General features: G+C 69.7%; 10 protein-coding genes. 5 read left to right on the top strand and 5 right to left on the bottom strand.

Annotation, left to right across the window (positions count from 1 at the left end; genetic code table 11):
- Positions 1 to 3 precede the first annotated feature (3 nt).
- The 3 genes from QFZ53_RS07035 to QFZ53_RS07025 form a co-directional block, all read right to left on the bottom strand.
- A complete protein-coding gene (locus QFZ53_RS07035; protein WP_292906242.1) occupies positions 4 to 915 on the bottom strand; it encodes a 1,4-dihydroxy-2-naphthoyl-CoA synthase in 912 nt (303 codons plus the stop codon).
- A gap of 77 nt (positions 916 to 992) precedes the next feature.
- Positions 993 to 1,982 (bottom strand): permease prefix domain 1-containing protein, encoded by a 990-nt coding sequence (locus tag QFZ53_RS07030; protein WP_307294943.1) that lies wholly within the window; start codon positions 1,980 to 1,982, stop codon positions 993 to 995.
- A gap of 1 nt (position 1,983) precedes the next feature.
- Positions 1,984 to 2,316 (bottom strand): PadR family transcriptional regulator, encoded by a 333-nt coding sequence (locus tag QFZ53_RS07025; protein WP_307294938.1) that lies wholly within the window; start codon positions 2,314 to 2,316, stop codon positions 1,984 to 1,986.
- Positions 2,317 to 2,406: 90 nt separating this feature from the next.
- On the opposite strand from QFZ53_RS07025, the gene QFZ53_RS07020 reads away from it, so the two are divergent.
- From QFZ53_RS07020 to QFZ53_RS07010, 3 genes are all read left to right on the top strand, one after another.
- Positions 2,407 to 3,420: a GNAT family N-acetyltransferase gene (locus QFZ53_RS07020; protein ID WP_307294935.1), complete on the top strand. Its 1,014-nt coding sequence runs from the start codon at positions 2,407 to 2,409 to the stop codon at positions 3,418 to 3,420.
- Positions 3,421 to 3,488: 68 nt separating this feature from the next.
- Positions 3,489 to 4,028 carry a hypothetical protein gene (locus QFZ53_RS07015; RefSeq protein WP_307294932.1) on the top strand — a complete coding sequence of 180 codons (540 nt, stop codon included), beginning with the start codon at positions 3,489 to 3,491 and terminating at the stop codon, positions 4,026 to 4,028.
- Positions 4,025 to 6,979, top strand: coding sequence for an ATP-binding cassette domain-containing protein (locus QFZ53_RS07010; RefSeq protein WP_307294929.1), 2,955 nt, complete (start codon positions 4,025 to 4,027; stop codon positions 6,977 to 6,979). The genes QFZ53_RS07015 and QFZ53_RS07010 overlap by 4 nt, the downstream gene beginning before the upstream one ends.
- 100 nt (positions 6,980 to 7,079) lie before the next feature.
- Here the strand turns inward: QFZ53_RS07010 and metH are convergent, their stop codons facing one another.
- Positions 7,080 to 10,724: a methionine synthase gene (gene metH / locus QFZ53_RS07005; RefSeq protein ID WP_307294927.1), complete on the bottom strand. Its 3,645-nt coding sequence runs from the start codon at positions 10,722 to 10,724 to the stop codon at positions 7,080 to 7,082.
- Between the two features lie 61 nt (positions 10,725 to 10,785).
- Between metH and QFZ53_RS07000 the strand changes: the two genes are divergently transcribed.
- The gene (locus QFZ53_RS07000) at positions 10,786 to 11,775 is read left to right on the top strand and encodes an o-succinylbenzoate synthase (RefSeq protein ID WP_307294924.1); all 990 of its coding nucleotides are present in this window, start codon (positions 10,786 to 10,788) and stop codon (positions 11,773 to 11,775) included.
- A 9-nt stretch (positions 11,776 to 11,784) separates the two neighbouring features.
- Positions 11,785 to 12,099, top strand: coding sequence for a DUF2277 domain-containing protein (locus QFZ53_RS06995; RefSeq protein ID WP_292906228.1), 315 nt, complete (start codon positions 11,785 to 11,787; stop codon positions 12,097 to 12,099).
- A 24-nt stretch (positions 12,100 to 12,123) separates the two neighbouring features.
- Here QFZ53_RS06995 and QFZ53_RS06990 read toward each other — a convergent pair whose 3' ends face one another.
- Positions 12,124 to 12,744: a TetR/AcrR family transcriptional regulator gene (locus QFZ53_RS06990; protein ID WP_307294922.1), complete on the bottom strand. Its 621-nt coding sequence runs from the start codon at positions 12,742 to 12,744 to the stop codon at positions 12,124 to 12,126.
- Between the last annotated feature and the right edge of the window lie 16 nt (positions 12,745 to 12,760).

Below are 12,760 nucleotides of genomic sequence, written 5' to 3'. Positions count from 1 at the left end.
GCGTCAGAAGTGGTAGGGGAACGCCGACCAGTCGGGGGCGCGCTTCTCGAGGAAGGAGTCGCGACCCTCGACGGCCTCGTCGGTGCCGTAGGCGAGGCGGGTCGCCTCTCCTGCGAAGACCTGCTGGCCGACCATGCCGTCGTCGACGGCGTTGAAGGCGAACTTGAGCATGCGGATCGCCGTGGGCGATTTCGTGAGCACGGTGCGCGCCATCTTCAGGGCCTCGCGCTCGAGCTCCTCGTGCGGGACGACGCGGTTCACGGCGCCCATCTCGTACGCGCGCTGCGCCGAGTACTCCTCGGCGAGGAAGAACACCTCGCGGGCGATCTTCTGCCCGGTCTGGCGGGCCATGTATGCCGAGCCGTAGCCGGCGTCGAAGCTGCCGACGTCGGCATCGGTCTGCTTGAAGCGCGCCTCTTCCGCCGAGGCGATCGACAGGTCGCACACCACGTGCAGCGAGTGGCCGCCGCCGGCCGCCCACCCGGGGATCACCGCGATGACGACCTTGGGCATGAATCGGATCAGGCGCTGCACCTCGAGGATGTGCAGGCGGCCGGCGCGTGCAGGATCGGCGACCGCGTCGACGTCGTCGGAGTACTTGTAACCGTCGCGCCCGCGGATGCGCTGGTCGCCGCCCGAGCAGAACGCCCAGCCGCCGTCCTTCGGGCTCGGCCCGTTGCCGGTCAGCAGCACGGCGCCGATGCGCGGATCCTGTCGGGCGATGTCGAGAGCTCGATACAGCTCGTCGACGGTGTGCGGGCGGAAGGCGTTGCGCACCTCGGGCCGGTCGAACGCGATGCGCGCGACGCCGCCGTCGGGCGTGACGTGGGCGGTGATGTCGGTGTAGTCCTCGGCACCGGGCGCGAGCACCCACTCCTCGGGGTCGAACAGGTCGGAGACGGATGCTGTGGTCACGGCGTCCAGCCTATTCCTCGGCGGGCGCAGGCGAGAGAGCGCCGCCCGTCGTGGGCGGCGCTCTCTCGGAGGCGGTGTCAGGGCCGGCGCCGACGGACGGTCTTGATCCACCCGTCGACGATGTCCCACACGACGCCGGCCGCGACGCCGAACCCGAGGACGACCGCGAGGATGCGGATGATCCCACCCTCGCCGGACGCCTCGGCATCACCCGCGGCGAAGCCGTCACCGCCTGCCGTGACGACGTGGGCGAGGAAGTCGGGGTTGACGAGCTCGCCGCGCAGCAGCAGGACGAGCACCCACGCGAGGAACGCCAGCGCGAGGACGGTGTTCACGACCGCAGCCCCCACCGTCCAGCCGCCCCGACGGAAGATGATGATCGCGAAGACCGCCTCCGCCGCGACGAGCAGGAGCAGCAGTCCCATGCCCCACGGCCACAGGTCAGGGTTCAGGATCGGCAGCGCCTCCCCCGGGATGAAACCCCGGAAACGGTCCCACAGAACAGCGCCGACGGCGATCCCGAGGAAGACGAGCGAGGCGATCAGCTCGTTGCGCCCGGCGCCGTTCTCGGTGATCTCAAGCAGCTGGTCGACGTCCCACTCGTCGATCGACGTCGAGCTGCCGGTGCGCTCCAGCACGACGAAGACGAGTGTGGTCCAGAAGCAGATGTGGATGATCGCCCCGCCCGTGGCGACGATCGCCGAGGCGATGATCTCGCCGACGGGAGCGCCTGCGATCGTCTGCCCCAGTGCGGCTCCGCCGAGCACGCAGACGGGCACGATGATCAGCAGCAGCTTCAGCAGGCGCCACCAGGTGAGGTAGAAGCGCGGACCGATCAGGTGCAAGGGGCGATCGGCGTAGCCCGCGGCGAGGATGCCGGGGTCGCCGAGTTCCGCGAGCACGGCCCGCTCGGCATCCGTCGGCGACTCACCGGCCTCGAGCCTCGCTTCGATCGCATCGGCGATCGAAGCCTCGAGCTCGGCGCGGACGTCGTCCTGCGCATCGGGTTTCAGGCTTCTGACCGTCGCGGCGATGTAGCGCTCGGTGAGAGTGGCTGTCGTGGTCATGTCAGTTCTCCTCTGCGGTGAGGGCGGTGATCGCCGCGGTGAGCGAGCGCCATTCGACGGTGAGGGTGTCGGCGAGGCGGATGCCGGCATCCGAGGTGCGGTAGAACTTGCGGGGCCGGGCCTCGTCGGTGTTCCACTCACTGGTGAGGTGCTCCTGCTTCTCCAGTCGGCGCAGCAGGGGGTAGAGCGTGTTCGCGTCCGTGGCGAAGCCGCGGTTCTCGAGCTCTTCGAGCAGTCCGTACCCGTAGCCGGGTGTGCGCAGCAGCTGCAGGCACGCCAGCACGACCGTGCCTCGGCGCAGCTCCTGCAGGTGCGTGTCGAGCGTCTCGTTCATGTCGATCACATTACTGTGCGTCACACACTATAGTCAAGCACACATTGATATTGAGGGGTGCGGTCGCTGTTCGCGACGTACGGTGGTGACATGTCCTTCGAGATCAGCCCTGTCGATCCCTTCGACGACGACGCCGTCGACGCCTGGTGGGATGCCTACGCCGCAGCCCGGCGCGTCGACATGGGCGAGAATGCCGTGATCTGGTCACGCGAGGAGAGCCGCGCCGAGTTGCAGCAGCCGTCGGCCACCACGCATCGACGCGCCTTCTCGGCGCGCGAGGGCGGCGAGGTCGTCGGCTCGGCATCCCTCGCCCTGTCCCTCAAGGACAACGTGCACATCGCCGCGATCGGGATCAACGTGCCCGCAGCTCATCGTCGGCGCGGCGTCGGATCGGCGCTCCTCGCGCACCTCGAACGCGAAGCCGCAGCTGCCGGTCGCACGACCCTGCGGGTCGACATCTTCTGGCCGGCGTCCGCCCCGGCCGACGGCACAGGCGAACCCGGACGCGAGTTCGCCCGGCGCCACGGGTACGACATCGCTCTGGGCGACCTGCAGAGCCGCCTGGATCTGCCGGTTCCGGAGGCCACGATCGACGCCCTCCTCGCGGAGGCTCCTACGGCCGGATACACCGTGCGCAGCTGGACGGGGCCGGTGCCCGAAGATCTCGTCGTCGAATGGGCCGCGCTGGACGCGATGCTCGACACCGAGGCCCCCACCGGCGACCTCGACATCGAGGCGGCGTCCGCCGATGTCGCCGACTTCCGGGCCGACGAACAGCTCGTCGCGCGCCAGGGGCGCACGTCGTTCGGCACCGCGGCGCTCACCGCCGACGGCCACATCGCCGCCTACACGCAGATCGTCGTGTCGCTCGACGACGGCAACGCCTACCAATGGGGAACGCTGGTGCGGCGTGAGGATCGCGGGCAGCGCCTGGGCCTGCGCGTGAAGCTCGAGAATCTTCGGCTGTTGCAGCGCCTCTCACCCGGGACCACCCGCGTCTACACCTTCAACGCCGAGAGCAACGTCCACATGCTCGCCGTGAACACGCGCCTCGGGTTCCGGATGACGGCACGGATGGGCGAGCTGCAGAAGCGTCTCCTGTGAGGCGAAGCGCCGCCTGATTGTGACGACACAGGCACGGGGTGCGGCATCCGATTCCGTACTGTAGAACGGTGACCCCGAAGACCCGAAACCTCGCTCTCACCCTGTCCGCGGCAGCCGTCCTCGCGCTGTCCCTCACCGCGTGCTCTCCCACCGCCCCGACATCGACTCCGACGCCGTCGGCCGCCGCCGCCGATGACGGCGCCTGCGCCGGCGTGACCGTCGTCGTCGACACCGGCGATCTGGAGATCTCCGACGACCCGTCCGCCTCGGTGTGCGTCGAGACCGACGAGACGATCCTCGGCACGGATGCGGTGACCGAGGCCGGATTCACCACGGTGGGCACCACGACCTACCCCGACGACGTCATCTGCCGCGTGAACGGCGTGCCCTCGGAGGATACGGAGCTCACCGGCGACGACGGCGCCGCCTATCACGAGACCTGCGCCGACATGCCCCCGGCCGCCGCTTACTGGGGCCTGTGGGTCAAGCCCGCCGATGGCGAATGGGACTACGCGCAGACCGGACTCTCCGCCCTCGAGCTGAACCCCGGCGACAGCGTCGAGCTGCTGTTCACCGTCAACGGCGCTCCCGCCGCTCCCACGTCGTGACCAGAGCGGGCCGGCTCCGACTGAGACCCGGCCCGCTGCGCGCGGCGGCGGGGCTGGCGGCGATCTTCGTCGTCGCCCGCGTCGTCTACCGCGTGCTGTTCCACGGTGCCGACGGCAGCGGTGTCGTGCTGCTGCCGCTGGCCGCCGTGCGGCTGCCCGCCCCCTTCTCCTGGGTGACGCTGCTCGGCCCCGTCACCATCGACGGGCTCTGGGATGCCATACTCTCGGCCCTGCCCATCGCCGCGGTCATCCTGCTGTGCGGACTGCTGAACGCCCTGTTCGACATCTCGCGGGCGTTCGGCCTGCTCGCTCGTCGCGGCCCGCTGCGCGGGATCGCCCGGGCGCTGGCGGTGGCGTGGTCGACCCTGCCGGGCCTCGGCCAGGCCGTTCGCACCGTGCACACCGCGCAGCGCCTCCGGGGAGAGAAGGCGGGACCGCGGATGCTGGTCCCGGTGCTCGAGCGCACGCTCGAGCGCGCGGCGGCGGTCGCGAACGGGTTGGAGCTGCGCGGCTTCGGCGGCGCACCGGTCGACGGCGAATGTCTGACCCCCGTGACCGTGCGCGATGCCGCCTTCGGGTTCGGCGATGCGCCGGTGCTGTCCGTGCCACAGCTCTCCCTCGGTACGGGAGTGCTCGCCGTCGCCACCGGACCGACCGGATCGGGCAAGTCGACGATGCTGCGCGGTCTGGCCGGGCTCGTCGACCACGTCGACGGCGGCTGGTCGACGGGCGTCGTCGAGGTGGCGGGACACGCGCGCCGGCGGACGCCGCCGCGCGATTCCTCCCGGCTCGTCGGCGTCGTGCTGCAGAACCCGCGCGAAGGGTTCTGCAGCGAACTGGTCCGCGACGAGATCGGACTGTCGCTGCAGCTGCGCGGAGTGGCATCGACGATCGTGACCGCTCGCGTCGATGAGGTCGCCGAGCGTCTGGGCATCGCCCATCTGCGGGATCGAGCGGTGCACGCGCTGTCGGCCGGGGAGGCGACCATGGTCGCGATCGCCGCCGCAGTGGTCGAGCGTCCGATCCTGCTGCTGGTCGACGAACCGCTCGCAGACCTGGATGCCGATGCACGTGCGCGCGTGGTCGCGGCGCTGGAGTCGCTGGCTCACGAAGGCGGCGTGTGCGTGCTGGTCGCGGAGCATCGCGCAGCCGCCTTCGAGGACGTCGCCGACGAGTGGTGGACGATCGAGGCCGGGTCGTTGAGCGAGCAAAGCGAGACGAAACGCCTCAGTCGACCGGCGCTTCCTCCGCTCGACTCTCACCGCGTTTCGGCTCCGTCGCTGCGCTCCCCCGCTCGACGAACGGAGGTCGCGAGTCCTTCAGCCCTTTCGGCGTCGCATGTCCGCATCGCGCTCGACGACACGATCGCTGTGACCGACGCGACTCTCTCGCTCGCCCGCGGTGAGATCGCGGCGGTGATCGGGCCCAACGGCGCGGGGAAGTCCTCTCTCCTGATGGCGCTCGCGCTGCCGCCGCGCGATCTCGTGGTCACGGGGCGCCCGGTGCTCGTCCCCGACGCCTCCGACGATCTGTTCACCCGCGACACGGTGGCAGCCGAGTGCGCTCGGGCCGACCGCAGGGCGCGCAGGGCCGACATCTCCTCGCAGACGGCGACCGCCGAGAGGTTCGCGGCATTCCTCGATCTCGACACCGGAGGGCTCCGCGAGCGGATGACGCGGCATCCGCTCGACCTCTCACTCGGCGAACGACGCTGCCTGGCGATCGCTCTGCAGCTCGCGCGTGCCCCCGAGGCCCTGCTGATCGACGAACCCACCCGAGGACTCGACGCGCGCGCCCGCGATCAGGTGCGCGAGGCTCTGAGCCGGGCGGCCGATGCCGGCACCGCGGTACTGGTGGCGACTCACGATGTCGACTTCGCGCACAGTCTCGGTGCACGGATCCTGCCGATGAGCGATGGCGTGGTGCCGGCTGCGGTGACCGACGAACCTCACCGGTCGGTCGATCATCTCCCGCACATCGATCTCCCGTCGCCTGTGGAGCGAGCAACCGATTCGACGAGCGTGCGGGCGCAGTCGGCTGATGTTCCGGAAGACTCACGCGTTTCGTCTCGCTTCGCTCGCTCAACGAACGGAGGGGAAGCAGCATCTCGCTCCGCTCGCTCGACGAACGGGTCGGAAGGAGCTTCTCCTCGCTCGACGAACGGGTGGCACGGAGGGCGGCTCGCACTCCTCGCGGCGAATCTCGTAGCCCTCGCCGCCTTCACATGGCCTTTCGTCGCCGTGGCCGTACCCTCGCAGGCGACCGCTGCGGTGCCCTGGGTCGCCCTCGCACTCGCGCCCGTGGCCGTGATCGTCGCGATCGCGGCGCTCGATCAGACCGTGCGCTCCGCGCACACCCTCGCCTACCTCGGTGTGCTCGCGGCGATCGGCACTGCTCTGCGCATCGCGAGCACCGGCGTGGGAGGCGTCGAGGCGGTGTTCATCCTGCTCGTGCTCGCCGGCCGCGCCTTCGGCGCCCGGTTCGGCATGCTGCTCGGCGTCGCCACGATCCTGCTGTCGTCCACGGTGTTCGGAGGCTTCGGCCCGTGGACGCCGTTCCAGATGTTCGCGTGCGCGTGGGTGGGCGGCGGCGCCGGGCTCCTTCCCCGTCGGGTGCGGGGCTGGGGCGAGATCGTCATGCTCTGCGCCTACGGCGCCGTCGCGTCCTATCTCTTCGGCCTGCTGCTCAACCTCTGGTTCTGGCCGTTCGCGATCGGCTCGGGCACCACGATCTCCTACGCGCCCGGCGCTCCTCTCGTCGAGAACCTCGGCAGCTTCCTGCTCTACTCCCTCGTCACGTCGACCGCCGGATGGGACACGCTGCGCGCGATCACGACGATCGCCGGAGTAGTTCTGATCGGGCGTCCCGTGCTCGCGGCACTCCGCCGCGCGAAGCCGGTTGCGCTGCGGGCGCCCGCGCCCCCATCCACGCGCGACGTCTCCGACTCCTGACGCCGCTGCTGAGTCAGACCCTCGCCGACTTCCTGACGCCCGCTCCCCTGCTGAATTGCGACTTCGGCCCGGCTGCACTCGCAGCGTCGCCGGCCCGAACTCACACCGAGAAGTACTTCGCCTCCGGGTGGTGGAACACGAAGGCGTCCGTCGACTGCTCGGGGTGCAGCTGCAGCTCGTCGCTGAGCTCGACCCCCATGCGTTCCGGTCGCAGCAGCTCGACCACCTTGCGGCGGTCCTCCATGTCGGGGCACGCGGGGTAGCCCAGCGAGAAGCGCGCACCCCGGTACTCGAGCTTGAAGAGGCCGGCCGTGTCGCTCGGGTCTTCGGCCGAGAACCCGAGCTCTGAGCGGATGCGGGCGTGCCAGAACTCGGCGAGCGCTTCGGTGAGCTGCATGACGAGTCCGTTGAGCTCGTAGTAGTCGCGGTACCGGTTCTCGGCGAAGAGCTTCGCGGTGACTTTGTCGATCGCGGCTCCGGCGGTGACGAGCTGCACGGGCAGCACGTCGACCTGACCCGATTCCCGCGAACGGACGAAGTCGGCCAGGTCGAGGTGCCGGTCGCGGCGCTGCCGCGGGAACGTGAAGCGCAGGCGGTCCATACCCAACTGGGGCCCTGAGCCTGTCGAAGGGCCGGATCCTCCGTCCGGAGCCAGCAGTCCCGGAACGCCCAGGATGCCGGTCGGGTCGTCGCCGTGGTGCAGGACCACGACGTCGTCGCCCTCAGACACCACGGGGAAGTACCCGTAGGCGACGGATGCATCCAGCATCCCCTCGCCGAGGATCCGATCGAGCCAGTAGCGCAGCCGGGGGCGCCCCTCGGATTCGACGAGCTGCTCGTACGAGGCGCCGTCCTCGCCGCGGCCCGGTTTGAGTCCCCACTGCCCCATGAAGGTCGCTCGCTCGTCGAGATACGCCGCGTAGTCGGCGAGCGCGATGCCGCGCACGATGCGGGTTCCCCAGAACGGCGGGGCCGGAACCTCGTTGTCGGATGCCACGTCGGAGCGGGCCGGCAGGTCCTCCGGCTCCGTCAGGGTGAGCTGCGCGCCGCGAGCATGGATGCGCTTCTTGAGCGCCGGCAGACCGACTTCGGCCGGGTCCTCCCCACGGGCGACCCGTACGAGCGGCTCCATCAGGGCGAGACCCTCGAAGGCGTCCTTCGCGTATCGCACCTCGCCGTCGAACATGCCTGCCAGGTCGTCCTCCACGTAGGCGCGGGTGAGCGCCGCGCCGCCGAGGATCACCGGCCACTTCTTCGCAAGCCCTCTGGCCTGCAGTTCGAGCAGGTTCTCCTTCATCACGACCGTCGACTTCACGAGCAGACCCGACATGCCGATCACGTCGGCGTCGTGCTCTTCGGCCGCCGCGATGATGTCGGCGATCGGCTGCTTGATGCCGAGGTTGATCACCTTGTAGCCGTTGTTCGTGAGGATGATGTCGACGAGGTTCTTGCCGATGTCGTGCACGTCTCCGCGCACCGTGGCGATGACCATCGTGCCCTTGCCCGAGGCGTCCGACTTCTCCATGTGCGGCTCGAGCAGCGCGACGGCGTTCTTCATGACCTCGGCAGACTGCAGCACGAACGGCAGCTGCATCTCGCCGGCGCCGAAGCGTTCGCCGACCACCTTCATACCCTCGAGCAGATGGTCGTTGATGATGCCGAGCGCGGTCTTGCCCTCGGCACGCGCGAGATCGAGGTCGGCCTCGAGTCCCTTGCCCTCGCCGTCGATGATCCGGCGCTCGAGGCGCTCTCCGACGGGGAGAGCCGCGAGTTCCGCCGCGCGCTGGTCGCGCAGGGCCGCGGTGTCGACACCGGCGAACAGGTCGAGCATGGTCGACAGCGGGTCGTAGGTGACGTTGCCGTCGGCATCGTACTCGCGGCGGTCCCAGACGAGATCCAGGGCGACCTTGCGCTGCTCCTCGGGAAGGGATGCCAGGGGCACGATCTTCGCGGCGTCGATGATGCCGCTGGAGAGACCGGCCTCCGACGCTTCGTGCAGGAACACCGAGTTCAGCGCCATGCGGGCGGCCGGATTGAGCCCGAACGACACGTTCGAGACTCCGAGGGTGGTGTGGACGCCGGGGTACTTCCGCGTGATCTGCCGGATCGCTTCGATGGTCTCGATGCCGTCGCGGCGGGTCTCCTCCTGGCCGGTGGCGATCGGGAAGGTCAAGGCGTCGACGATGATGTCCTCGACGCGCATGCCCCACTCTCCGACGAGCGAGTCGATCAGCCGCGAGGCGATCGCGACCTTGCCCTCCGTGGTGCGCGCCTGACCGTCCTCGTCGATCGTGAGCGCGACGACCGCCGTGCCGTGCTCCTTGACGAGCGGCATGATCCTGCCGAACCGGGAGTCGGGGCCGTCGCCGTCTTCGTAGTTGACGGAGTTCACGACGGGTCGGCCGCCGATGAGCTCGAGACCTGCCTGGATGACCGGCGGCTCGGTCGAGTCGATCACGAGCGGCAGGGTGGACTGCGAGGCGAACCGCGAAACCACCTCGCGGATGTCGGCGACCCCGTCTCGCCCGACGTAGTCGACGCATACGTCGAGCAGATGCGCCCCGACGCGGATCTGGTTGCGCGCGATCTCGACGCAGTCGTCCCAGCGCTCATCGAGCATCGCCTCACGGAACGCCTTCGAGCCGTTCGCGTTGGTGCGCTCGCCGATCGCGAGATACGAGGCGTCCTGATCGAAGGCGACGTGCTGGTAGAGAGAGGCCACGCCCGACTCGATCTCGGGCGTCCGAGCGGGCAGATCGCGGGTGCGGTACGGCTCCAGCCGCTCGACGACGGCCGCCAGGTGCTCGGGCGTGGTGCCGCAGCATCCGCCCACCAGCCCCAGACCGAACTCGCGCACGAACTGCTCGTGAGCGGTGGCGAGCTCGGCAGGCGTCAGCGGATAGTGGGCGCCGTTCGCGCCGAGCACGGGCAGTCCGGCGTTCGGCATGCAGGCGATCGGCACGGTGGAGTGCTTCGACAGGTGCCGCAGGTGCTCGCTCATCTCGGCGGGGCCGGTGGCGCAGTTCAGGCCGATCGCGTCGACGCCCAGCGGCTCCAGCGCGGTGAGAGCGGCGCCGATCTCGGAGCCCATCAGCATGGTCCCCGTGGTCTCGACGGTCACCTCGACGAAGATCGGCAGGCGGATGCCGCGCGCGACGATGGCTTGCCGGCATCCGTTCACAGCCGCCTTCGTCTGCAGCAGATCCTGACTCGTCTCGATGAGGAACGCATCCGCTCCCCCGTCGATGAGTCCCTCCGCCTGCAGCGCGAAGGTCTGCTTGAGGTGGTCGTATGTCGTGTGGCCGAGGCTCGGCAGCTTCGTTCCGGGTCCCATCGATCCGAGCACCCAGCGCATGCGGCCGTCTGCGGCCTCCGCGGCCTCCGCGCGCTCGCGGGCTATGCGGGCGCCGATCTCGGCCAGTTCGTGGATCCGGTCGTCGATGCCGTAGTCCGACAGGTTCGACCAGTTCGCGCCGAAGGTGTTCGTCTCGACGGCGTCGATGCCGGTCGCGAAGTAGGCGTCGTGGATGCCGCCGATCACGTCGGGGCGGGTGACGTTGAGGATCTCATTGCAGCCCTCCAGCCCCTGGAAGTCGCCTTCGATCGAGAGCTCGTGCTGCTGAAGCATGGTGCCCATCGCGCCATCGGCGATGACCACGCGCGAGTGCACGGCATCCAGCAGCGCCTGCGAGCGGGCCGGGCGGTCGAAGGCCTCGATATCGAGGGCGTGGCGGGGAGTCGGCATCTCCCCAGCCTATTGCCGCGATGAGCCGTGTTTCGCGGGGTTTCGGGGCCAGAATGGGGGCATGCTCCCCGCACTCGCAGACCTGATCGGCTCAGCCCGGGTCGTCTCCCTCCCGATGGCTACGCGATTCCGCGGCGTCGACACGAGAGAGGCGCTGCTGTTCGAAGGCCCGGAGGGATGGGCGGAGTTCTCGCCGTTCGTCGAGTACGAGGACGCTGAGGCGGCGACCTGGCTGGCCGCGGCGATCGACTTCGCCTTCCGCACTCAGCCCGCGCCGCTGCGCGACCGCATTCCCGTGAACGCGACGGTTCCTGCGATCGAGGCGGCGAGGGTGCCCGAGGTTCTCGCGCGGTTCGCCGGATGCCGCACCGCGAAGGTCAAGGTCGCAGAACCCGGGCAGACTCTCGCCGACGACATCGCCCGTGTGCGAGCGGTACGTGAGGCCATGGGCGCGGAGGGGCGCATCCGCATCGACGCCAACGGGCTGTGGAACGTCGATGAGGCAGAGCATGCCGTGCACGCGCTGAACGAGTTCGACCTCGAGTACGTCGAGCAGCCCTGCGCGAGCGTCGAGGAGCTCGCCGATCTGCGCAGGCGTGTGAAGTACATGGGCATCCCGGTCGCGGCAGACGAGAGCGTGCGGAAGTCGTCCGATCCGCTGGCCGTCGCGCGGGCGAAGGCCGCCGATCTGCTGGTGATCAAGGCCCAGCCACTCGGCGGCGTCACGCACGCGCTGCAGATCGTCACGGCGGCCGGTCTCCCCGTCGTGGTCTCCAGCGCCCTCGACACAGCTGTGGGCCTCTCGCAGGGCGCCGCGCTGGCGGCGGCGCTGCCCTCGCTCGAGTACGACTGCGGGCTCGGCACCTCGTCGCTGTTCCTCGACGACGTCGCCGAGCTGCGGCCGGTCGACGGATCGATCTCGGCGGATCGGGTGACGCCGGATGCCGCGGCTCTCGAACGTCTCGCCGCCTCGGACGAGCGGCGCGACTGGTGGCTCGAACGCCTCACCCGCTGCCACCAGGTGCTTGGCCTCGGCGGCGATGCGGCTTAGCCTGTCGGCATGTGCCGCAACATCGTCCCTCTGAACAACCTCGCACCGGCCGCGACCGACGACGAGTGCCACGACGCCGCACTCCAGTTCGTGCGCAAGATCGCGGGCACCACCAAGCCCTCGCGCGTCAATCAGGCCGTCTTCGATCGCGCCGTCGCCGAGATCGCGCACGCCACGCGCCATCTCCTCGACGACCTGGTCACGACCGCGCCCCCGAAAGACCGCAACGAGGAGGCCGCGAAGCGACAGGCGCGATCGGCCGAACGCTACGAGGCGATCAGGGTGTTCCAGCAGGAGAAACGCGCAGCGCGCACCGCATCCTGACGCCCGCCGTCGCGGCGGGCGAGCTCACTCGATGAGCATCGAGACGAGGCGCCCGAGCTCCTCGCCTCCCGTGCGGCGCAGCTGCGAGGCATCCTGCCCGTCCATCGCGCCGCGCACGGTCATGCCCTCCCACACGATCATCAGCATGCGGGCGGCAGCCTCGGCCGGCTCGCGCAGCCTGAGGTGGCCGGCGGCCACGATGTCGCTGATGATCTGGGCGATGCTGGCGACCATCTCGCGCTCCTGCGCGAGGTAGGCGGCGCCGAAGACCTCATCGCGAAGCGCCCTGATGCGGATCTCGCTCATGAGCATGACGCCGAGCCTGTCGTCACCGCCTGAATCCATGATGTCCTGCACCAGCTCGATCGGGTCGCAGCCATCTGCCAACGCTCCGTCGGCCGCCATCTCCTCGACGCGTGCACGCACGGCGCTGACGCGTACCTCTCCGACGCTCGCTGCGAGCGTGAGGAACAGTTCGTCTTTCGACTCGAAGTTCGAGTAGAACGCGCCACGGGTGAACCCGGCGCGTTCGCACACGGCCTCGACCGATGCTCCGTCGAGACCGACCTCGGCGAAGACCTGGGCTGCGGCGTCGAGCAGACGCGCCCTCGTGTTCTCGCGACTGCGCGTAGCGGGTGTCGTCATCGATTCATCTTCCCAC

This window comes from Microbacterium natoriense (assembly GCF_030816295.1).
GTDB classification, from domain to species: domain Bacteria; phylum Actinomycetota; class Actinomycetes; order Actinomycetales; family Microbacteriaceae; genus Microbacterium; species Microbacterium natoriense_A.
The sequence above is the reverse complement of the archived record's forward strand: the minus strand, read 5'-3'. Positions and strand labels throughout refer to the sequence as shown.

Excerpts from the sequence above, each read along its gene's own strand:
- QFZ53_RS07030 (WP_307294943.1), bottom strand. The coding sequence starts at position 1,982 with ATGACCACGACAGCCACTCTCACCGAGCGCTACATCGCCGCGACGGTC.
- QFZ53_RS07025 (WP_307294938.1), bottom strand. The coding sequence starts at position 2,316 with ATGAACGAGACGCTCGACACGCACCTGCAGGAGCTGCGCCGAGGCACG.
- QFZ53_RS07020 (WP_307294935.1), top strand. The coding sequence starts at position 2,407 with ATGTCCTTCGAGATCAGCCCTGTCGATCCCTTCGACGACGACGCCGTC.
- metH (WP_307294927.1), bottom strand. The coding sequence starts at position 10,724 with ATGCCGACTCCCCGCCACGCCCTCGATATCGAGGCCTTCGACCGCCCG.
- QFZ53_RS07000 (WP_307294924.1), top strand. The coding sequence starts at position 10,786 with ATGCTCCCCGCACTCGCAGACCTGATCGGCTCAGCCCGGGTCGTCTCC.
- QFZ53_RS06995 (WP_292906228.1), top strand. The coding sequence starts at position 11,785 with ATGTGCCGCAACATCGTCCCTCTGAACAACCTCGCACCGGCCGCGACC.
- QFZ53_RS06990 (WP_307294922.1), bottom strand. The coding sequence starts at position 12,744 with ATGACGACACCCGCTACGCGCAGTCGCGAGAACACGAGGGCGCGTCTG.